Raw genomic sequence first — 19,702 nt, 5'->3', positions numbered from 1 at the left:
GATCAGTCAGGCCACCGCGGGCCAACTGTAGTCACGCCAAATAGCCACGCAAACGCGCCGCACTGGCGCGGGGGCAGTTCAGCTGCACATGCTCGAGCCCCAGCCAACCGGCCAACGCCTGCAGCTGCCGCGCCAATGCCGCCAGGCCTTCCTCGTCCAGCCCCGCCGCCTCCTCATGCACGGCGTGCACCGCCAAGCGCTGCTGCGCACGCTCGGCGCGCAAGTCGAGCCGTGCCGCCAGGCGCTCGTGGTGCAAGAACGGCAATACGTAGTAGCCGTACACCCGCTTGTGCTGGGGCGTATAGATTTCCAGGCGGTAGCGAAAGTCGAACAGTCGCTCGGTGCGCGCGCGCTCCCAGATCAGCGAGTCGAACGGCGACAGCAAGGCGCTGGCCCTGACCCTGCGCGGAATCTTCGGCTCATCCAGACAATAAGCCTGCTGCGCCCAACCCTGCACGCGAACCGCCTGCAGTTGACCATTCTCGAGCAGCTCCGCCAGGCGCACCCGGCTGTCGCGGGCATCCAGGCGATAGTAGTCGCGCAGATCTTTTTCCGTGGCCACACCCAGCGCTTGCGCCGCGCGCAACAGTAACTGGCGCTGTGCCTGGGCGACTTCCAGCTCCGGTTGCCCAAGTAGCGCGACCGGCAGCACGCGCTCCGGCAAATCATACAAACGCTCGAAGCCACGACGCCCGGCGACGGTCACCTCGCCGGCGGCGAACAACCATTCCAGTGCATGTTTTTCCGCACTCCAGCCCCACCAGGCACCGCTGCGCGCCTCAGCCTGACCGAGGCTGCCGGCGCCCAGCGCACCTCGCTCGCGGACGGTTTGCAGCACCTGGGCAATCAACGGCCGCTGCTCGCGAGCAAACTGCGCGAGCTGCTTGTAGATGCCCTCGCCGTTGCGCGCACGCTGCATGCGCCAGCGCAGCAGCGGATACAGCGACAGGGGCAGCAGAGAGGCCTCATGCCCCCAATACTCGAACAGACTGCGGCGCCGCCCCTGACTCCAGGCGGCCTGCTCCAGCAGCCGTTGCTCGTAAGCACCGAGACGGGAAAACAGCGGCAAATAGTGCGAACGCACCAGGGCATTGACCGAGTCGATTTGCAGCACCCCGAGACGCTCGACCAACCCGGTGACATGGGCCAGCTTGACGCTGCGCGGGCGACGCCCGGTAAAGCCCTGGGCGACCAGCGCCAGACGGCGGGCTTCGCGCAGGGACAGGCTCAGGGTCACCGGATCGCGACCCGCACGGATCGACCAATCAGTCGTTGCTCGTTCGACACTCAGGAATTCTCGATGGTTGAAAGTCAGGCAATCATAGCCTGACGTGCGTCGAGCGCATGACTTGGGCCGTGCCGCCCGCCAGCAAACCCTCTATGCCAGCCTCGCCAACCTGCAGATCGACAGTGATCAGGCTGGGCGACGGCGCAGGCATCAACCAGCCCTGCTCGATCAACAATCGCGAGGCGGTCAGCCCCAGGCGATCGCGCAGGAAACAGGCCAAGGGGCCGGCGGCCATGCCGGTGGCGGCCTCTTCCTCGATGCCGTAGCGCGGGGCGAACATCCTCGCCCCCGCATCGCGCCCAGCGACCCGCACCTGGCGGGAAAACACATAGAAGCCAATCAAGTCGAGCTGCTCGCTGAGCCGTTCGAGCAAGGCCTGATCCGGCTTCAGCCCGGCCACTGCAGCCTCGTCGCGCAACGGCACGATCAGGAAGCCATTGCCGGTATTGACCACGCTCGGCAACACCGCGGGCATCAGTTGCTGCGCATCGATGCGCAACGCGGCCAGCACCTCCTGAAACAACGCCAAGTCAGCGTCGATATCGCGGTAGCGCGGTGCGAGCTGCTGCATAAACGCCATCTCCCCGGCGATCAGGATATCGCGATTGCCATCGATGGTTTCTTTCGAGGTCCAGCCTTCGCCCACCCGGCCCAATTGCCGAAGCAGGCTGAACGTGGCGATGGTGGCATGACCACAATGGGCAATCTGCCGCGACGGGGTGAAGAACTCCAACTTGAAGGCTGCCTTCTCGGAACTCGACACGAAGGCCGTTTCCGACAGCCCCAGCGCCGCGGCGATTGCCAGTTTCTGCGACTGCTCCAGATTATCCGCATCCAACACCACGCCTGCCGGATTGCCACCTGCCTCGCCGTCCACGAAGGCATTCACTAGCTGTACGTCAATCTGCATGGGCGTGTCCTTGAATGGGCAAACACAGGGGTTTATTTGGCCAGGGGATCGTCCCAGAAGGGCCGCTCGCTCTCGGGCAGGACATCCGCACGACTCAGGCCCATGTCCTTGAGCGCCTCATCACTGAGACTCGCCAGTTGCCGGCGCTGCTCGGCCAGTTCATACCAGCGCTTGAGCTGGCGCCATACCTTGCGGGCCAAAGCCCCAAGATTTACACCATGCTGTGGCAGCACGCTTACGATTGCATAACCTTTTTGACCTTTCATCTCGTCGCCCTCCTGTGGGGTTGGCGACAGTCTCGCGCCGGGCTTATGATCAATCCAACGAATGTTTCTTATGTCTTGCATCTCGGAGATTGATGAATGGCCAACTACCCGAGCATCGACAGCGAACTGCTGCGCACCTTCGTCGCGATTGCCGATCACGGCGGTTTTACTCGCGCCGCGGAGACGGTCAACCGCACCCAGTCGGCGGTGAGCATGCAGATGAAGCGCCTGGAGGAAGACGTGATGCAGCGCCCGCTGTTTCAGCGCGATGGCCGCCAGCTCAGCCTGACCGCCGAGGGCCAGGTGCTGCTGGGCTATGCGCGGCGCATCCTCAAGCTGCATGGCGAGGTGATGACCACCCTGCGCGAGCCGCATATGGTCGGCTCGGTGCGCATCGGCACCCCGGATGACTACGTGATGCGTTTCATGCCGGGGATTCTGTCGCGCTTCGCCCAGGCCTACCCGCTGGTTCAGGTGGAGCTGCACTGCGAGCCGTCGTTCAATCTATTGCAACGCCAAGACCTCGACCTGACCATCGTCACCCGCGAACCGGGCACCGAAATCGGTCAGCTGCTGCGTCAGGAGCGCATCGTCTGGGCCGAGGCCAATGGTTTCAGCCCCCATGAGCAAGAGCCACTGCCCCTGGCCATGTTCAACTCGCAATGCTTCTGCCGTGCCTGGGCCTGCAATGCCCTGGATGCCATGGAGCGCGAGTACCGCATCGCCTACACCAGCCCGAGTCTGTCGGCGATCATGGCAGTGGTCAGCGCCGGCCTGGCAATTACCGCGCAGCTGCAAAGCCTGATCAGCCCGGACATGCGCATCATCGGCGCGGCCGAAGGATTGCCCGCCATGCCGGCGGCCAGCATCGTGTTGCTGCGCAATAGCCATAGCCAGTCGCCGGTGACCGAGACGCTGGCCGAGCACATAGTCGAAGGCTTTAAACTTTAAGCCCGAGCAGCACCGCGCAGAGCAACAGGAAGCCGGCGAACAAAGCCCGCAACAAGCGCTCCGGCAAGGCATGGGCGAGCTTGACGCCCCAACTGATGCTGAGCAGCCCACCCAGCGCCAAGGGCACTGCCAGCGCCCAATCGACGTGGCCATGCACGGCGTAAGTCGCCAGGGTCACCCCGGTGCTCGGCGCCGCCAGAGCCAATGACAGGCCCTGGGCGACCACCTGGGTCGTACCGAACACACTGGTCAACACCGGCGTGGCGAGCACCGCGCCGCCGACACCGAACAGCCCACCGAGCAGACCCGCACCGCTGCCCAGCAGCGCCAACCAGGGCCAGGGGTAGCGCAACTCGCTGCTGCCAGCCGCGGGCCGGAAGTACAACCGCGAGAAATTGTAGAGCGCCAGCATCAGCAGAAAACCGACGAAGGCCAGGCGCATGCGCTCGGCATCCAGCGTCACCGCCCAGCCCGAGCCGAGCACGGCGCACAGGAAACTGCTGAGTGCCAGGGTCAACGCGTGGCGCAGGTCGATGCGATTGCGTTGGTGGTAGCGCCACAGGGCCAGCAGTACATTGGGCACCACCATGACCAGGGCCGTGCCCTGCGCCAACGGCTGATCGAGGCCGAACAACACGCCCAGGGCCGGAATCGCAATCAAGCCACCGCCGATGCCAAACAGCCCGCCGAGTGTGCCGAGCAAGGTTCCCAGGATTAAATTCAGCGCAAAGTCGCTCAGGCTCATCGCAGGCTCCATCAAGATGCCAAGCATGCTAGCCAGTCGCAGCTAGTATGGAAACGCACAGCCACGCACAATGGCTGTGCAATCAACGCATAGCCGAGCCGCCATGAACCCCGATGCCCTCACCGACCAACTCAGCCTGTTTCTCGACGTGCTGGAAACCGCGAGCTTCTCCGCCGCCGCCCGCCGTCACCCGCTCACCCCTTCCGCAGTCGCCCGGCGCATCGACGCGCTGGAGCGTTCGCTCGGCAGCCAGCTATTCAGCCGCAGCACCCACGCCATCCGGGTCACCCCTGCCGGCCTGGCGTTTGCCGAACGAGCCAAGCGCGTACTAAACGAATTGCACCTGGCCCGCGCCGAAGCCGTATCGCTGAGCAGCGCACCGGAAGGCTTGATTCGCATCGATGCGCCAGCGCCCTTTGGCCGCCGCCACCTGGCACCGGCGATTGCCGAGTTTCTCCTGGCCTATCCGGGACTGGATGTGCAATTGCGCCTGATCGACAGTTTCGTCGACCTGCAGGGCGCGCACCTGGGCGAGGTCGATCTGGTGCTGCGCATCGGCCCGCTGGCCGATACCCGTCTGGTGGCCACGGCCCTGTCGCCACTGGTGCGGATCGCCTGCGCCAGCCCGGCCTACCTGGCCCAGCACGGCGTACCCCGCTCGCCCAGCGAACTGACCGAACACCACGGCCTGGACTGGGGGAGCCTGGCGCCGCCCTATGCCTGGCGCTTCGAGCAGGCCGGCAAGCTCAACATCTATCGCCCGAAGCGCTTACGGATGACGACTAACAATGCCGAAACCCTGCTGTTCAGCGCCCTCGCCGGCCTCGGCATCGCCCATTTGCCGACCTGGCTGATCAGCGACTACCTACTGCGCGGCGAACTCGTGCCGCTGTTCTGCGAACACGGCCTGCCGGCGCCGGAACCCAGCGGTATCTATGCCTTGCGCCTGGAACGCGACAGCGGGTCGCGCAGTCGTCTGCTGCTGGAGTTTCTCAAGGCACGCTTCGGCCCGGTGCCGCCCTGGGATCTGGCCCTGCAGAGCGGCTTAGCAGGCCGCAGCTGAGCAGCAAACTGCAGACAGAAAAAAGCCCGGCGCCAAGGCCAGGCTTTTCTGCTCGCGGGTAAAGCCGGTGTTTAGACTGGAGCTTTGGCGCGCGACTTGTACTCGCCGGTGCGGGTATCGATTTCGATCCAGTCGTCGATTTCGCAGAAATCGGCAACCTTGACTTCGGTACCGTTGCTCAGCTTGGCCGGCTTCATCACCTTGCCCGAGGTATCGCCGCGAGCGGAACCTTCGGTGTAGGTGATTTGGCGGACGATGGTGGTCGGCAGGTCGACCGAAACCACTTTGCCTTCGAAGAACACGGCTTCGCAGACGTCGGTCATGCCGTCGACGATGAACGGCATGACGCTTTCGAGGTCGTCTTTGTTCAGTTCGTACTGGTTGAACTCTTCGTCCATAAAGACGTAGTTCGGCTCGCTGTAGTACGAATAGGTCACTGCGACGCGATCGAGGATCACCGGCTCGAGCTTGTCGTCGGCCTTGTACACGGTCTCGGTCGAGGAACCGGTCAACAGGTTGCGCAGCTTCATTTTGACGATAGCGCTGTTACGACCGGACTTGGTGAATTCGGCTTTCTGGATAAGCCAAGGCTGGCCGTCGATCAGGGCCACACTGTTGGGCTTCATTTCTTGTGCGGTTTTCATACTAATATCCGGATTTGGATGGAGATACGGAAATCTAGGCCGCGTATCATAGCCAATTTAGGTAAAACTCTACCAGTGCCTCGGCAAGATCGGTCTGCGAGGCCTGCTCTAGAGACCACGCCTCGGCATGCTCGGCCAGCTCCGGCCACGCCTGCTGCAGCGCCAGCCAGCTTTCCCCCACGCCTTCACCGTGGTTCCACGCCTGCCACAGAGCAGTCAGCGTAGCGCCGGCGGCGGGCGACAAGCCTTGTGTATAGAGTGCGAGAAAGGCCTCGAGCTTTTCCAGGTGCACGTTCTCTTGCTGCTCATAGATATGCCAGAGCAACGGTCGCCCGGCCCACTGCGCACGAACGAAAGAGTCCTCACCGCGCACCGCATTGAAGTCGCAACTCCAGAGCAGGCGGTCGTAATCATCCTGAGTGACGAACGGCAGCACCTGAACCGTCAAGGCTCCCCGCACTTCCAAGGAGCCCACCGTCAAACTCCTCACGCCCAACCAAGCCTGCACATCACCGAGTACCCGGCCTTCGGGCACCAGCATGTGAGTCGGCTGGCAACCTGCCGCCAACACGTCCAACCAACTGGCCAGGCCGCAGTTCTCGTAGGCAAACAGTGAGATCAATCGGGCATTCGCCAGCGGCGCAACCCCCAACCGCTGCAGGAACGCCTGCCGAGCGGCGGGATCCTGCTGAAAGTTGCGACGCCGCTCGAGCAAGCCGGCTTCGCGCAGCAGGCCACCCGTTTCCGGGCGAAACCCCGGAAAAAAGAAGAACTTCTGCAAGCCGGTGGACTGCATCGAGGGCAGGCCGTGGCAACCACCGACCCAGTCCTCGGCGCTCAAATACTCCAGGTTCAACCACAACGATGGCCGTGCGCGCCGGGCCATGGCCGCCACATATGCCGTGGGTAACTCGCAGGCGAAGGCCTCGATCACCACATCCGCCGCCTCGACGGGCAACCAGGGTGCCGGCCATTGACGAACATCCACGCCTTGCAAGGATTGTTGCGCGACCCGCACATCGGCTGCCGGACACAAGCGGGCAAAGGCCAGCAGATCATCCACCCACAGGCGCACCGCAGCATCGTGCTCGGCGACCAGCTGCCGGGCCAGGCGCCAGGTCACGCCAATGTCGCCGTAATTGTCGACGACGCTACAGAAGATGTCCCAGGTTGGGCGCATGTGGCACTCCGACAGAAGATGGACAGAGCATAAACGCGGATAGCGCGGTCGAACGCCAGGCCGAGAAATACCGACACTCTCACCTGTACCAGCCTATCAAGGCCTGGATCTAACCTTTATAGCCGCCAGCAGGCATGCAGGCGGCTTACTACTCCAGCTGCCGGCAGCGTACTCGATAGCGCCATCGCTGAATTTACAGGCTGCCTTTCTGAGCGGGCTTGTTATACAGATCGACTGGCACTGTAGCGTTTGACGGCATTGTGCGACTGCCTGCGCTTACCTCCTCGCCTTGATTGCCTGACGCGCCCTGGGCCTGCACCTCGGGAGATTTAACCGAGACATTCCAACTCGCTTCCTGCCCGGCTTGCGCTGCAGCCTGAGGGCCATCGCCAAATACCGGCTTACCGGCAAAATGCAATCCGCTCATCACCTGGGCAATGTCATAGCCACCGGGCCCGGCAAATACGCTAGCCAGCCCCCAGATAGCGGCTGCACCGACACCCAGTACAAGCCATAGCCGCCCGCCCCGCTTCTTGCTGCGCAGGTGTTGCGGGGCGTCATCTCTATCTACTCTCATCAACGTCCTCAACGCATTAGCCACAGATTGAAAGCCTAGTTTTCCGCCACCCAATATTGTGAAAAGTCAGCCGTTGGTTATCAGGGCAGCCCAACTCATCGCGCTCGATCCAAAACCGCTTCGATACTTTATCCACACGAGCAAAAGCCAGAAAGCAAAAAACCCTGAAATCTTGTTAGAAATCAGGGTTTTAGCAAATCGAAAGTGGCGGTGAAGGTGGGATTCGAACCCACGATACGATTTCTCGTATACACACTTTCCAGGCGTGCTCCTTCAACCGCTCGGACACTTCACCGGATCTCGACTGACACGGGGCGTCTGTCGAGGCGCGCTAATCTAGCCGAACCGTTCACTAAAGGCAAAAGTTTTTTTCAGAAGATTCATGCGCTTATGCCGAATGCTCGGTATCTGTCCGGCAAACCTGGCAAGCTCCTCGAAACAGGGCCGGCCGCATGAGGAATAAAACACAACAATCACGCCTTACTGGATTTGGCAGCACGCGCTGCTCGCCAACTACATCAGCCGGGCATCACCAGCACAGCAACCGATAGCCAGCTCGTCGCCGTTTCCATCCAATCCTTAGTCGCACCAAGGCAGCGCATGGGCATGGCGCCAATCGCCCATTTCGATCAGGCGGATAGGCGGTGAGCGCCCGGCACAGCTGACTCACCAGTCAGTCGCGGCGCTTTACCTGGGCGGTGCAGGTGGGTAACTTCTGTGCCACTTCAGTACAAGGAACCCGCCATGAGCGACCTGATCAGCTACCAATTCGACGACGGCATTGCCACCCTGACCCTGTGCAACGGCAAGGTGAACGCCATCTCACCGGACGTGATCGCCGCCTTCAATGCCGCACTGGATCGTGCCGAGCAAGACAAGGCCATTGTCATCATCACCGGCCAGCCGGGCATTCTGTCCGGCGGCTACGACTTGAAGGTGATGACCTCCGGCCCGCAAAACGCGATCAATCTGGTTGCCAGCGGTTCGACCCTGGCCCGGCGCATGCTGGCCCACCCCTTCCCGATCATCGTCGCCTGCCCTGGCCATGCCGTGGCCAAGGGCGCCTTTATTCTGCTTTCGGCCGACTACCGCATCGGCGTCGAGGGTTCTTTCAGTATTGGCCTGAACGAAGTGCAGATCGGCATGACCATGCACCACGTCGGCATCGAACTGGCCCGCGATCGCCTGCGCAAATCGGCATTCCATCGGTCGGTAATCAATGGCGAGATGTTCGACCCGCAAGGCGCGGTGGATGCCGGCTTCCTCGATAAGGTGGTAGCTGTCGAGCAACTGCTGGCCAGCGCTCAGGCGGTCGCTCGGCAGATGAAGAAGATCAACATGACCGCGCACAAGAACACCAAGCTGAAAGTACGCAAAACCCTGCTGGAAACCCTCGACCAGGCTATCGAACTGGACAAGCAACAACTGATCTGAGTACGCACCTGAAATTAAAAAGCCCGGTTTGAATCTGCCGGGCTTTTGTACCGCGCCACCTGCAAGGCAGCGCGTTTGAACCATGCTGCTTAGTTGCTGGCGCTGCGGTGCAGCCCGGCGGCGTCCTCGTCTACGTCCAGATCGTTCGCATCATGCACGCGACCGGCATGCTCGTCATTATCCAGGTCATTGGCATCGTGCATGCCCTTTACATGCTCGTCTTCATCGGCATCATCATTGTCGTCGTGCACACGACCGACATGTTCGTCATCATCGTCATGCATGGCTCCCATGTGGTCATCGTCGTCATGCTCGGCATCGCGCCCGGAGTTGGCGCTGCCAGGCCCGCTATTATCGCTGCGACCACTGTTGGCGCTGCCTGAACCGCTGTTGCCGTGATCGCCATCGCGGTCGCCGCCATGGCCACCGCCCTCTCCACCGCGGCCACTACCGCCGTGTCCACCACCATCGCCGCCATGGCCGCCATGGCCGCCATGGCCGCCACCTTCTCCGCCGCGGCCGCTACCGCCATGACCACCACCACCATCGCCACCATCGCCGCCGCCACCATCGCCTTTGGCATAGACAGTGGAAACCCAGGAGGCACTGATGGGAGCCAACGCCAGCGAAGCAAACATCAATGCACATATCGAAGCGGCAAGAAAATTCTTCTTCTTGATTAACATGAGAAAACTCCTGTTTGAAGAACGAATGCATCTGATCCACTGAAACAGAACCGCAGTCCTGCTTAGCCTTGGAACCGACTCTGTTGCAAAAGTTTTCCTGCCCGGCCCCCGCAAACGACCAGTGGCAGGCCTTCGCCAGCCAAGCACCCGGCGCTACCGCCGGCCGCGCTCGTGCGAGCGGGCCGTCAACGCGAATTGCCGTGCAAAGTGCACCCCCGTACACTGCGCGCCTTTTCTTATGGCAGGCGTACTCAATGCTTTTTCTTCTGCGCATGCTGGCGATGGGCGTGCACTTTGTCTTCGCTGGTTTTTTCGGCCTGCTGCTCGGCCTCTGCCGCCCGTTCAATCCGGATAACAGCCGCCTCTGCGCACGCCTCTACAGCCTGCCGGCGCTGTGGTTGCTGCGCTTGCAGCTGAAGACCGAGGTTCAGCCGTTGCTCGATCGCCAGCGCACGTGCGTGATCGTCGCTAACCATCAGTCCAACTACGACCTCTACGTGCTTGGCCGCGTGGTGCCCAAGCGTACCGTCAGCATCGGCAAGAAAAGTCTGAAATGGGTGCCTTTATTCGGGCAGCTCTACTGGCTGGCCGGTAACGTGCTGCTCGACCGCGGCAACGCCATAAGCGCCAAACGGGCGATGCTCACCACCACCGATACCCTCAAGCACCGGGACACTTCGATCTGGGTCTTCCCTGAAGGCACACGCAACCTCGGTGGCGAGTTGCTGCCGTTCAAGAAAGGCGCATTCCAGATGGCGATTGCCGCTGGCGTGCCGATCATCCCGGTGTGTGTCAGCAATTACGCGAAACACATCCGTCTGAACCGCTGGAACAGCGGCAGCATCATGATTCGCTCGCTGCCGGCGATGGCCACTGCGGGGCTGACCCAGGCTGATCTGCCGCAGCTAATCGAAACCTGCCGCACGCAGATGCAGCAATGCATCGCGGCGATGGATCAGCAGCTCAGCGCTGCACAATAAGCAAAAAGCCCGACCTGCATGGCCGGGCTTTTTGCTTGGCTATGTCCCCGTTACGTGGCGCATGACGCACCCTACGCGGGTCAATCGCGACAGCCTGGCTCAGCCGTCGAGGCCGGCACGGCCATGGGCGACGAAACGCATCATCCACTCGGCCACCGTATGCCCCTGGTGCTCATGCTGCAGGCTGTCGACTCCCTTGCGATACGCCTCTTCGCCAATGTGCTGCTGGCGAATTTCCAACAGTTCCTTGGAGTAGTCGTGGATGAACTCGGGATGGCCCTGAAAGCACAGCACCTGATCGTCGATGCAGTAGGCGGCGATCGGACAGAAATCGCTGGAAGCCAGTAGCGTGGCGTTTTCCGGTAGCTGGGTGACTTGATCCTGATGGCTGATCAACAGGGTCAGCTCCTCCAGTATAGGTTTCATCCAGGCCGGCTGATGAGCCAGGCGGTAACGATGAGTGCCCACGCCCCAGCCCTGCTCGGCGCGCTCGGCCTTGCCGCCGAGCAACAGCGCCAGTAGTTGATGGCCGAAGCAGATGCCGAGCAGCTTGTCGCCATGGGCATAGCGATTCAGTAGGTAGGTCTTGAGGGTTTCGATCCAGGGATCGCTGCCGAACGAATCGGCCTTGCTACCGGTGACCAGGTAGGCGTCGTAGTGCTCGCTGTCTGGCGGGTAGCGGCCTTCCATCACGTTGTACACGGTGAACTCGGCCGCAATCGGCTGGCGGGCGAAGAGCTGCTCGAACATACGGCCATAGCCCTGATACTGATCAACCAGTTCGGGGCGAAGAATGTCAGTTTCCAGAATGCAAATCTGCAACGGCATGGGGCGATTACCTGAAACGCGAGTGATGGTTGATACGCGACTCAAGCCTGCCTGTGCCCCGGCGGCAAGGCAAGAGAAGGCGTCGCCAACAAGGCACAAAAGCGACCGATTGCCCATCTGCGTTTGTATCAGCGCACTCAGTGGTCACCATGACGTCCAGTCACTGCAGCCGATGGTGCCGCGCGAGCATGCCCCGCCCCTCGGGCATCGCCCACCATCGCAAAAGGACACCCGGCATGCGCTGCGAGTCAGAGCTGATCGTCCATTTGCCCGATGGGGCCCTGACCGCCCTGAGGATACCGCACCAGTAGGCCATGCAACGGCTGATAGGCGGTTACCCGGCGGGCTGAGCTGCGCTTGACAGCCCGCCGGGTAGTCGACAACGGCACCTTACCCCAGCATCAGACCAGTTTTTGACTCCGCTAGAGCAACAAGTCAGCCACGTCGGGGGTCGCTTGCGCGGCCTACAGATCATTTCAGGGTTAGAAGTTCTCGTTTTTCGCGGCTTTTTCCAGCAACAAGGCCGGCGGCAGGAAGCGTTCACCGTATTGCTCGGCCAGGTACTGGGCGCGGGCAACGAAATCGCGGATGCCGTACTGGTTGATGAATTGCAACGCCCCACCGGTCCAGGCGGCGAAGCCGATGCCGAAGATCGAGCCGATGTTGGCATCCGCCACCGACGTGAGCACTCCCTCTTCCACGCAGCGTACGGTCTCGATGGCCTGAATGAACAGGATGCGGTCGCGCACGTCTTTCTGCGAGAGCTGTGCGTCAGGCTTTTCGAAACGCACCTTGAGTTGCGGCCATAGGTGCTTCTTGCCGCCTGCCGGGGAGCCGGCCTCCGGATACTCGTAGAAACCCGCACCGGCCGCTTTGCCCGGACGCTGGTATTCATTGAGCATCAGATCGATGACGGCGAAGGCCGGATGCGGCGCTATGGTCTTGCCCTCTGCGGCCAGATCCTTGAGGGTCTGCTGGCGAATATGGTTCATCAGACTGAGCGACACTTCATCGCTGATCGCCAGCGGGCCAACCGGCATACCGGCCTTGCGCGCCTCGTTTTCGATCATCGCCGCCGCCACGCCCTCGCCGAGCATGGCGATGCCTTCATTGGTGAAGGTGCCGAATACCCGCGAGGTGAAGAAGCCGCGACTGTCGTTGACCACGATCGGGGTCTTGTTGATCTGCATGACGTAATCGAAGCCACGCGCCAGAGTTTCCTCGCTGGTACGCTCGCCCTTGATGATCTCCACCAACGGCATCTTGTCCACTGGGCTGAAGAAATGCAGGCCGATGAACCTGTCCTGCTTCTGCACCGCGGTGGCCAGGCCGGTGATCGGCAGGGTCGAGGTGTTGGACGCGATCAGTACATCGTCCAACGCGACACGCTCGGCGGCGGCAGTGACATTAGCCTTGAGGTCGCGATCCTCGAATACCGCTTCGATGATCAGATCGCAGCCGGCGAAGTCGGCGTCCTTGTCGGTGGCCTTGATCCGCGTCAGGATGCTGTCGCGCTTATCGGCACTCATCTGGCCACGGCCGACCTTCTTCTCCAGCAATTTGGCCGAATAGTTCTTGCCCTTCTCGGCCGCTTCGACAGACACATCCTTGAGCACCACGTCGATACCGGCCATTGCCGACACATAAGCAATGCCCGCGCCCATCATGCCGGCACCGAGGACACCGATCTTCTTCGTCACGTAGGGCGCGAATCCCTGCGGCCGCGAGCCGCCGGCGTTGATTTCATTGAGCTGGAACCAGAAGGTGCCGATCATGTTCTTCGCCACTTGTCCGGTGGCCAGCTCGGTGAAATAGCGTGCCTCGATAATCTGCGCGGTGTCGAAATCGACTTGGGCGCCCTCGACCGCCGCACACATGATCTTCTCCGGCGCGGGGAAGCAGCCTTTGGTCTTGTCGCGCAGCACACTCGGGGCGATGGCCAGCATCTGCGCCACGTTGGGGCTCGCCGGTGTGCCGCCAGGAATCTTGTAACCGTTGACGTCCCAGGGCTGCACGGCATTCGGGTTGGCGAGCACCCAGGCTCGCGCCCTGGCCAGCAACTCATCCTTGTCGGATGCCAGCTCGTGGATCAGACCCGCTTTGAGCGCCGCATCCGGGCGCACCTTCTTGCCTTCGAGCAGATACGGCAGAGCCTTTTCCAGGCCAAGCAGACGCACCATGCGCACCACCCCACCGCCGCCCGGTAGCAGGCCTAGGGTCACTTCCGGCAGGCCGAGTTGCACGCTGGAACTGTCCAGGGCGATGCGGTGATGACACGCCAGGCAGATTTCCCAACCGCCACCCAGGGCCGCACCATTGATCGCCGCCACTACCGGTTTGCCCAGAGTTTCCAGGCGGCGCAGCTGGCCTTTGATATTCAGGATCATCTGGTAGAACGGCGCGGCGTCGGCTTTGCTGACCTCGATCAGCTCGTTGAGGTCGCCGCCGGCAAAGAAGGTCTTCTTCGCCGAGGTGACTATCACTCCGACAATGCCGTCCTTCTCGGCTTCCAGGCGGTCAACGGTTTTACCCATGGCCTCGCGGTACTGCGCGTTCATGGTATTGGCACTCTGGCCGGGCATATCGATGGTCAGCACAACGATATTGTCCTGGCCTTTTTCGTAACGGATGGCGTCTGTCATGTTGTTTTTCATCCCCTTAAATGGGGGAGCTGTTCAGAAGCGGCGCGAGCGAAGATCAGGCAAGGCGGCAATCGTTTGGGAAGCGGAGTTTACGGCTGTAAATGAGCATTCCCGGGCGATTTCCAACGCAGCATGGTCGAACGCAGTGGCCTCTGAAAGCTCCTTAGATACGTTCGATGATGGTGGCGATACCCATGCCGCCGCCCACGCAGAGAGTGGCCAGACCGTAACGCAGCTGGCGCTTCTCCAGCTCGTCGAGCAGGGTGCCGAGAATCGCGCAGCCGGTAGCGCCCAACGGGTGGCCCATGGCGATGGAACCGCCGTTGACATTGACCTTGTCTTCGCTGACGCCCATGTCCTTCATGAATTTCATGACCACCGAGGCAAAGGCTTCGTTAACCTCAAACAGATCGATATCGCTGACGGTCAAGCCGGCCTTGGCCAACGCCTTGCGCGTAGCCGGTGCCGGGCCGGTGAGCATGATGGTCGGGTCGGTACTGGTCACCGCAGTGGCGACGATGCGCGCCCGCGGCCTGAGGCTCAGTTCCTGGCCCTTGGCGGCGGAGCCGATCAGCATCAAGGCCGCGCCGTCGACGATCCCCGAACTGTTACCCGGGGTATGCACGTGATTGATCTGCTCGACATGGCTGTAGATACGTAGCGCAGTGCTGTCGAAACCCATCTGGCCCATCGCCTCGAAACTCGGCTTGAGCTTGCCGAGACCCTCGAGGGTGCTGTCGGCGCGAATGAATTCATCATGATCGAGCAGCACGATGCCATTCTGGTCAGCCACAGGAACCAGTGTGTTTATGAACGAGCCATCGGCGCGGGCGCGGGCGGCTTTTTGCTGCGAGCGCAAGGCATAGGCGTCGACATCCTCGCGGCTGAAGCCCTCCAGAGTGGCAATCAGGTCGGCACCGATGCCCTGGGGAGTGAAGTGGGTGTGCATATTGGTTTGCGGATCCATCACCCAGGCGCCGCCATCGGAGCCCATGGGCACGCGTGACATCGACTCGACACCGCCGACCACCACCAAATCCTCGAAACCGGAGCGCACTTTCATCGCTCCAAGGTTCACTGCTTCCAGGCCCGAGGCGCAGAAACGGTTGAGCTGCACGCCGGAGACGCTGACGTCCCAGTCCGCAACCATGGCTGCGGTCTTGGCAATGTCGGCGCCCTGGTCACCCACGGGGGTTACACAACCGAGGACGATGTCATCGACCTGGCTGGTATCCAGGTGGTTGCGCACTTGCAGGGCGCTGAGCAGGCCAGCAACCAGGTTGACCGGTTTGACGCTATACAGTGCGCCGTCTTTCTTGCCTTTGCCGCGGGGCGTGCGCACCGCATCGAAAATGAATGCTTCGGTCATGGCGTCCTCAGACCTCCAAATGGAGGGTATGGGTGGTGGCGCATCGTTAACAATCTGTCGGATTTGACCCTGTCCTACTGCGGACGGTTGCGTCCGGCAGGTTGCCATCTGACCCCGTCAGGTTGCGCCTGTTTTTAGTGACTGCGCTACCTTACCCCCAGATGATCCAGGCTCAATGACCGAAGTGCTCAGGCACATTGACCGCTCTGCTCAGACGAACGGTCAGCTACTGGCGTTATGCAGGCACATGCCAAGCTAATGGCTCTGGTTCAAGGGTTGCTCAGGCTCTTTACCGCAGCGGGCATAACTCAATGTTCCAAACCCGCAATGGCTAGCAACCAAGTCATCTAAGCGACCTGCGACATGCCCCCTAGAGTTACCACGAACACAACGAAATCAAGATGCAAGGGTAGGAGTCGCCGCCGGGTTTTGCCGGGGCGGTTTTTTAGTCCACGCGCAGGCGTGACGCTGCAGCCCGACAGGCCTTGAGAGCGGGCATTCGACGCCACACCAACAAAAACAAAAGGCAGATGGCCATGTTCAAACAACCCAAAGTCCGGCAGGCGAGCCTGATCGTATTCGCCACAACCTTGATCCTGATCCTTCCCAACCTGACCCGCCTGGTCGGCTGAACGCTCGCCGGTTCTGTGGCTGCGTGCCGCACTGAAAGCGCTGAACGCAGCACAGAACGGGAGCACCTGGCTGCCACCGGTCAACCACTTGCAAAGCCTGCCGGCCAACGTCAGCGCTTGCTCGCAGGCATTTTCAATTATGCTAAGGCCTCGCCGATATTTCCCCGAGGAGTTCTGCATGCGTGTCTTGACTGCCGTTCTGGCGCTATTGCTCAGCCTGCCGCTTAGCGCAGATGAAATCTCGCCACAAAGTGCTGTTGCTGCACTGCAAACACCTGGCACGGTGCTGATCGATGTGCGCAGTGCAGAAGAGTTTGCCGCCGGTGCCCTGCCCGGTGCCAACCGCATCGGTCATGAGCAGATCGCTGCGCAGATTGCCTCCGTGGCCCCCGACAAAAACACGCTCATTGTGCTCTATTGCCGCAGCGGCAGACGCTCGGCAATCGCCCAGGCAAGCTTGGCGCAACTGGGTTATCGCAACCTGATCAACGCTGGCGGCTACGCCCAGCTGAAACTGGCCCTGACGCAACAGAACTGAGCCGGCGTGTATTCCCGGTTGCGTTGCTGGCTTTGAGTAGCGGCGCGGAAAGGCGAATCTGGAACAGCGCCGAATGACTCGCCCCCAGGCACAGCCATATAGGCCAACGCCAGCTTCAACCAATGCGGACAGAAGCCTTTGCTCACCTGATTGAGCGCAGTTATTTTGCTCGGCATGCATAGAGCACCTACGCCGGCCTCTGCTACTGGGCGAGAATCCCGCGGGTAGCGGCAAGCAGGAGTTCGGGAGTACAGCGGCGACTAGTGCCGATAAAGCGATGGAGAAAGAAGATAAGCGCATCGACCCGCCTGGGCCGGTCGATGCTCATTGCAGGAACGGGATATCTATCAGGGGTGCAAACCTTTGACCTCCTGTGTCACCCCCCAACCATCCAGTTTGCCGCCAAGCGGGGCCACGACGGACTCCAGGTCATGCTCGAAATCGCCAATGCCGTGGTAGGTCGCATACATCACTTTGCTCACTTGCAGGTGCCAGGCGCCGTCATCGCGCTCGGTTACCAAAGCATGCAAGGACTCGCCTCGAAAGTTCCGGGTCGCCATGCGCGCCCGCTCCTCATCCGGGAAAATGGCGTAGAACTCAATGGGATGGAAGCTGGTGAAGTCGAAACCACCTTCTTTCATCCGCCGTAAAACTCCGCTACTGACATCATCGTGCAAGGCTGTGCTCATGAAATGATCTCCTCAGCGATGGAAGGATTTACTGCTTTCCCATTGCAACCGCCACAACTGCGGCGATGTTGCGGCACCTGTAAGCATGCCGCCCGAGATTCAAGCAAGAAGCTGCTTGACGTGTCATAAGCCAGACCTGAAGACAGGGCTGGTCGACGATGCGCTATTCGGAACGAATGGCGCGAAACTGTCGTCTGCAGAGTAGCGCGAAGCAGGAAGATTTGCAGGCCCAAAAGACAACTTGTGAAAAAACCGGCGACCAGTTACCGGGTGGAATAGATGCGCAAGCAGATGACGAAATCGACGCTACTGGGCGGCTCAGACCAACAATGCCCCACGTCGCTGCGTTCCGACCGTCTTTCCGAATGGCCGCGGAGCGGGCAGCCGGATGAGCATCGACTGAGAGCCAAAACGGCATGGAATCTGTGGCATGTCGGTATTTACCGCTGCCTGGGCAGCGTGGCACCGTTCGAAGCGACAAACCAGTCGCATGATGCGCGAGCCTTCGTCGGCAAGGGTTGATCTGGCCTTGGGGCCTGCGCCAGTGCCTTGGTGGTCTGCCGCCAGGCCTTTTGCCTATTTGCGGGAAAGCGTGCTGTAGCATAAGGCATCGGCATGCCCCTTGATGCCATCGAGACTGATGATACCGAGCATGAGCAACTTCATCTTGCCCGCCAGTTCCAGCACCTGGAGGAAGACACCCGCCAGCTCGTCAAGCCGGCTAGGCAACCTCTGCAGATGCCGAGATTATCCGCGAATAAAACAACAAAATCCGACAGGCTGTTAGCCGCGACAGCGCCGCGTTGGTCAAATAAAGCACAACCAGAACTGGTAATATCACACCTTATCGGAGCGGTGCTTTCAGCCGCGTATATTAGAGAGCCAACCAGTGGAACTATTCAAAGAGTTTATTTTCGAAGCTGCCCACCGGCTTCCTCATGTACCTGAAGGGCATAAATGTGGGCGGCTGCATGGCCATTCTTTTCGTGTTGCCGTCTACATCGAAGGCGAAGTCGACCCTTACACCGGCTGGATCCGCGATTTTTCTGAGATCAAAGCGATCTTCAAGCCACTGTACGAACGGCTCGACCATAACTACCTGAACGAAATTCCTGGCCTAGAAAACCCCACCAGCGAAGTCATCGCCACCTGGATCTGGCAGCAACTCAAACCTCTTCTACCTGAGTTATCCCGTATCCGCATCCACGAAACCTGCACCAGTGGCTGCGAATACCGTGGAGACTGATAAAGCTATAACGACCCAAAGCCAGCTTCGGGGTAATGCCAGTCAGTTAAGCTGACTGGCATTTTTCGTTCGGGTCGGATACTTCCAAGGTTTTGGCTTCACCGTCCGAAGATAAGCGCGATCCTCGCGCCGATACGCCAGGATGTAATGGCTCGTCATCGCTTGGAAGTCGGCCAGGTGCGCAGGACTGTTTCCTGGACTGCTCAGGGAGACCCGGCGGTTTCACTCAGTTCCTGCAACCGCCGCGGCCGCCTCCCCCTATTCAAGAAGTGCAGGATCGCCCAGATATAGGCGGTGAAGCTCAGCTCGCTGGGCTGTATACCTGGGCAGTGGCGGTTGATAGCGCAGCAGCGCTGGAGCCCAACAGTAGCCCTACAGCTCCCGCTCGACCATGGTAAGGGGTCTTGCTGTGTAGCGTATATGGGCCGACACGCTCGCCACTTTCGATCGTAACCGTCCGGTCAGCACCCACTCCTGACGGCCATCTCAATCAGCCAAGATAGTGTCCACCATTTTTTTGTGGACACTATCTTGGCTACAACCGCCCCCGCCCGCCGAACAGGCCGACGCCCCAACTTCCCACGTGAATTCAAACGCAAGGTCGTTGAGGCCAGCTTCCAGCCTGGTGCTTCCGTGTCGTTGATCGCTCGCGAGCATAACGTCAATGCCAACTTGGTGTTTCGCTGGCGGCACCAGTATCAGGAGGGGGCCTTCGGCCCGGTTAATCACAGTGCAACGTTTTTGCCTGTCCAGATGATCGAGTCGTCGATGAATCTCTCGCAAGCCGCTCAGCCTCTGCTCGAGTTTCATTCCGAGCTGGTTGTAGAAGTGGGTAAAGCCACGCTACGCATCACTGGCACGCCTGAACCGCAGACGATGCAACTCGTCTTGCAGCAGTTACTGCGATGATTGCCCCGCCCGCTGGAACCCGCATCTAGATCGCCGCCGGCGTCACGGACATGCGCCGTGGCTTCGATGGGTTGGCGGCGTTGGTACAGACTCGGCTGAAAGCCGCCCCCTTCTCGGGTCAGATC

21 protein-coding genes and 1 tRNA gene are annotated in these 19,702 nt (G+C 60.8%); 9 read left to right on the top strand and 13 right to left on the bottom strand.

Going from position 1 to position 19,702, the window contains the following annotated elements; all coding sequences use genetic code 11:
* Positions 1-31: 31 nt before the first annotated feature.
* The 3 genes from P8H27_RS16765 to P8H27_RS16755 form a co-directional block, all read right to left on the bottom strand.
* Positions 32-1,237, bottom strand: a complete 1,206-nt coding sequence (locus P8H27_RS16765; protein WP_289638772.1) for a winged helix-turn-helix domain-containing protein — start codon at positions 1,235-1,237, stop codon at positions 32-34.
* A gap of 82 nt (positions 1,238-1,319) precedes the next feature.
* Entirely contained in the window at positions 1,320-2,198 is an 879-nt protein-coding gene (locus P8H27_RS16760) for a PhzF family phenazine biosynthesis protein (protein ID WP_289638771.1), read from the bottom strand.
* Positions 2,199-2,230: 32 nt separating this feature from the next.
* Positions 2,231-2,464, bottom strand: a complete 234-nt coding sequence (locus tag P8H27_RS16755; RefSeq protein WP_289638770.1) for a DUF1127 domain-containing protein — start codon at positions 2,462-2,464, stop codon at positions 2,231-2,233.
* 96 nt (positions 2,465-2,560) lie between these two features.
* On the opposite strand from P8H27_RS16755, the gene P8H27_RS16750 reads away from it, so the two are divergent.
* A complete protein-coding gene (locus P8H27_RS16750) occupies positions 2,561-3,415 on the top strand; it encodes a LysR substrate-binding domain-containing protein (protein ID WP_289638769.1) in 855 nt (284 codons plus the stop codon).
* On the opposite strand, the gene P8H27_RS16745 is transcribed toward P8H27_RS16750, so the two are convergent.
* Positions 3,405-4,160, bottom strand: coding sequence for a sulfite exporter TauE/SafE family protein (locus P8H27_RS16745; RefSeq protein ID WP_289638768.1), 756 nt, complete (start codon positions 4,158-4,160; stop codon positions 3,405-3,407). The genes P8H27_RS16750 and P8H27_RS16745 overlap by 11 nt on opposite strands.
* A gap of 103 nt (positions 4,161-4,263) precedes the next feature.
* Here P8H27_RS16745 and P8H27_RS16740 point away from each other — a divergent pair, with 103 nt between their 5' ends.
* Positions 4,264-5,223 (top strand): LysR family transcriptional regulator, encoded by a 960-nt coding sequence (locus tag P8H27_RS16740; RefSeq protein ID WP_289638766.1) that lies wholly within the window; start codon positions 4,264-4,266, stop codon positions 5,221-5,223.
* Between the two features lie 71 nt (positions 5,224-5,294).
* Here P8H27_RS16740 and efp read toward each other — a convergent pair whose 3' ends face one another.
* From efp to P8H27_RS16725, 3 genes are all read right to left on the bottom strand, one after another.
* A complete protein-coding gene (gene efp, locus P8H27_RS16735; RefSeq protein WP_025167549.1) occupies positions 5,295-5,867 on the bottom strand; it encodes an elongation factor P in 573 nt (190 codons plus the stop codon).
* Between the two features lie 46 nt (positions 5,868-5,913).
* On the bottom strand, positions 5,914-7,047 hold the full coding sequence (gene earP / locus P8H27_RS16730) for an elongation factor P maturation arginine rhamnosyltransferase EarP (protein ID WP_289638765.1): 1,134 nt from the start codon (positions 7,045-7,047) through the stop codon (positions 5,914-5,916).
* 782 nt (positions 7,048-7,829) lie between these two features.
* Positions 7,830-7,919 (bottom strand) — tRNA-Ser (locus P8H27_RS16725).
* A gap of 449 nt (positions 7,920-8,368) precedes the next feature.
* Between P8H27_RS16725 and P8H27_RS16720 the strand changes: the two genes are divergently transcribed.
* Positions 8,369-9,058, top strand: coding sequence for a crotonase/enoyl-CoA hydratase family protein (locus tag P8H27_RS16720; RefSeq protein WP_289638764.1), 690 nt, complete (start codon positions 8,369-8,371; stop codon positions 9,056-9,058).
* Between the two features lie 89 nt (positions 9,059-9,147).
* Here the strand turns inward: P8H27_RS16720 and P8H27_RS16715 are convergent, their stop codons facing one another.
* The gene (locus P8H27_RS16715; protein ID WP_289638763.1) at positions 9,148-9,744 is read right to left on the bottom strand and encodes a hypothetical protein; all 597 of its coding nucleotides are present in this window, start codon (positions 9,742-9,744) and stop codon (positions 9,148-9,150) included.
* A 254-nt stretch (positions 9,745-9,998) separates the two neighbouring features.
* On the opposite strand from P8H27_RS16715, the gene P8H27_RS16710 reads away from it, so the two are divergent.
* Positions 9,999-10,724 carry a 1-acylglycerol-3-phosphate O-acyltransferase gene (locus P8H27_RS16710; RefSeq protein ID WP_289638762.1) on the top strand — a complete coding sequence of 242 codons (726 nt, stop codon included), beginning with the start codon at positions 9,999-10,001 and terminating at the stop codon, positions 10,722-10,724.
* Positions 10,725-10,823: 99 nt separating this feature from the next.
* Here P8H27_RS16710 and P8H27_RS16705 read toward each other — a convergent pair whose 3' ends face one another.
* The 3 genes from P8H27_RS16705 to P8H27_RS16695 all read right to left on the bottom strand — a co-directional run bounded on the left by P8H27_RS16705 (position 10,824) and on the right by P8H27_RS16695 (position 15,563).
* Positions 10,824-11,552 (bottom strand): amidotransferase, encoded by a 729-nt coding sequence (locus P8H27_RS16705; protein ID WP_289638761.1) that lies wholly within the window; start codon positions 11,550-11,552, stop codon positions 10,824-10,826.
* Positions 11,553-12,034: 482 nt separating this feature from the next.
* Entirely contained in the window at positions 12,035-14,194 is a 2,160-nt protein-coding gene (locus tag P8H27_RS16700) for a 3-hydroxyacyl-CoA dehydrogenase NAD-binding domain-containing protein (RefSeq protein ID WP_289638759.1), read from the bottom strand.
* Between the two features lie 163 nt (positions 14,195-14,357).
* Positions 14,358-15,563, bottom strand: a complete 1,206-nt coding sequence (locus P8H27_RS16695) for an acetyl-CoA C-acetyltransferase (protein WP_289638758.1) — start codon at positions 15,561-15,563, stop codon at positions 14,358-14,360.
* A 720-nt stretch (positions 15,564-16,283) separates the two neighbouring features.
* Here P8H27_RS16695 and P8H27_RS16690 point away from each other — a divergent pair.
* Positions 16,284-16,733: a rhodanese-like domain-containing protein gene (locus P8H27_RS16690; RefSeq protein ID WP_374761364.1), complete on the top strand. Its 450-nt coding sequence runs from the start codon at positions 16,284-16,286 to the stop codon at positions 16,731-16,733.
* A 347-nt stretch (positions 16,734-17,080) separates the two neighbouring features.
* On the opposite strand, the gene P8H27_RS16685 is transcribed toward P8H27_RS16690, so the two are convergent.
* Positions 17,081-17,422, bottom strand: a complete 342-nt coding sequence (locus P8H27_RS16685) for a ribonuclease E inhibitor RraB (RefSeq protein ID WP_289638757.1) — start codon at positions 17,420-17,422, stop codon at positions 17,081-17,083.
* 279 nt (positions 17,423-17,701) lie between these two features.
* On the opposite strand from P8H27_RS16685, the gene P8H27_RS16680 reads away from it, so the two are divergent.
* Positions 17,702-17,944: a hypothetical protein gene (locus tag P8H27_RS16680; protein WP_289638756.1), complete on the top strand. Its 243-nt coding sequence runs from the start codon at positions 17,702-17,704 to the stop codon at positions 17,942-17,944.
* A gap of 54 nt (positions 17,945-17,998) precedes the next feature.
* Here the strand turns inward: P8H27_RS16680 and P8H27_RS16675 are convergent, their stop codons facing one another.
* A complete protein-coding gene (locus tag P8H27_RS16675) occupies positions 17,999-18,151 on the bottom strand; it encodes a hypothetical protein (protein ID WP_289638755.1) in 153 nt (50 codons plus the stop codon).
* A 160-nt stretch (positions 18,152-18,311) separates the two neighbouring features.
* On the opposite strand from P8H27_RS16675, the gene queD reads away from it, so the two are divergent.
* From queD to tnpB, 3 genes are all read left to right on the top strand, one after another.
* Positions 18,312-18,668 carry a 6-carboxytetrahydropterin synthase QueD gene (gene queD / locus P8H27_RS16670; RefSeq protein WP_289638754.1) on the top strand — a complete coding sequence of 119 codons (357 nt, stop codon included), beginning with the start codon at positions 18,312-18,314 and terminating at the stop codon, positions 18,666-18,668.
* Between the two features lie 531 nt (positions 18,669-19,199).
* Positions 19,200-19,577, top strand: coding sequence for a transposase (locus P8H27_RS20765; protein ID WP_374761363.1), 378 nt, complete (start codon positions 19,200-19,202; stop codon positions 19,575-19,577).
* A gap of 29 nt (positions 19,578-19,606) precedes the next feature.
* On the top strand, positions 19,607-19,702 hold a 96-nt coding region (tnpB, locus tag P8H27_RS20760; RefSeq protein WP_374761366.1), incomplete at its 3' end, for an IS66 family insertion sequence element accessory protein TnpB.

This window comes from Pseudomonas sp. sp1636 (genome assembly GCF_030376615.1).
Taxonomy (GTDB): Bacteria; Pseudomonadota; Gammaproteobacteria; order Pseudomonadales; family Pseudomonadaceae; genus Aquipseudomonas.
This window is presented reverse-complemented; position numbering and strand designations above follow the sequence as displayed.

Excerpts from the sequence above, each read along its gene's own strand:
- P8H27_RS16700 (WP_289638759.1), bottom strand. The coding sequence starts at position 14,194 with ATGACAGACGCCATCCGTTACGAAAAAGGCCAGGACAATATCGTTGTG.
- P8H27_RS16740 (WP_289638766.1), top strand. The coding sequence starts at position 4,264 with ATGAACCCCGATGCCCTCACCGACCAACTCAGCCTGTTTCTCGACGTG.
- P8H27_RS16695 (WP_289638758.1), bottom strand. The coding sequence starts at position 15,563 with ATGACCGAAGCATTCATTTTCGATGCGGTGCGCACGCCCCGCGGCAAA.
- P8H27_RS16760 (WP_289638771.1), bottom strand. The coding sequence starts at position 2,198 with ATGCAGATTGACGTACAGCTAGTGAATGCCTTCGTGGACGGCGAGGCA.
- P8H27_RS16710 (WP_289638762.1), top strand. The coding sequence starts at position 9,999 with ATGCTTTTTCTTCTGCGCATGCTGGCGATGGGCGTGCACTTTGTCTTC.
- efp (WP_025167549.1), bottom strand. The coding sequence starts at position 5,867 with ATGAAAACCGCACAAGAAATGAAGCCCAACAGTGTGGCCCTGATCGAC.
- P8H27_RS16680 (WP_289638756.1), top strand. The coding sequence starts at position 17,702 with ATGCGCAAGCAGATGACGAAATCGACGCTACTGGGCGGCTCAGACCAA.
- P8H27_RS16705 (WP_289638761.1), bottom strand. The coding sequence starts at position 11,552 with ATGCCGTTGCAGATTTGCATTCTGGAAACTGACATTCTTCGCCCCGAA.
- P8H27_RS16750 (WP_289638769.1), top strand. The coding sequence starts at position 2,561 with ATGGCCAACTACCCGAGCATCGACAGCGAACTGCTGCGCACCTTCGTC.
- earP (WP_289638765.1), bottom strand. The coding sequence starts at position 7,047 with ATGCGCCCAACCTGGGACATCTTCTGTAGCGTCGTCGACAATTACGGC.
- P8H27_RS16720 (WP_289638764.1), top strand. The coding sequence starts at position 8,369 with ATGAGCGACCTGATCAGCTACCAATTCGACGACGGCATTGCCACCCTG.
- P8H27_RS16685 (WP_289638757.1), bottom strand. The coding sequence starts at position 17,422 with ATGAGCACAGCCTTGCACGATGATGTCAGTAGCGGAGTTTTACGGCGG.
- P8H27_RS16745 (WP_289638768.1), bottom strand. The coding sequence starts at position 4,160 with ATGAGCCTGAGCGACTTTGCGCTGAATTTAATCCTGGGAACCTTGCTC.
- P8H27_RS16715 (WP_289638763.1), bottom strand. The coding sequence starts at position 9,744 with ATGTTAATCAAGAAGAAGAATTTTCTTGCCGCTTCGATATGTGCATTG.
- P8H27_RS16755 (WP_289638770.1), bottom strand. The coding sequence starts at position 2,464 with ATGAAAGGTCAAAAAGGTTATGCAATCGTAAGCGTGCTGCCACAGCAT.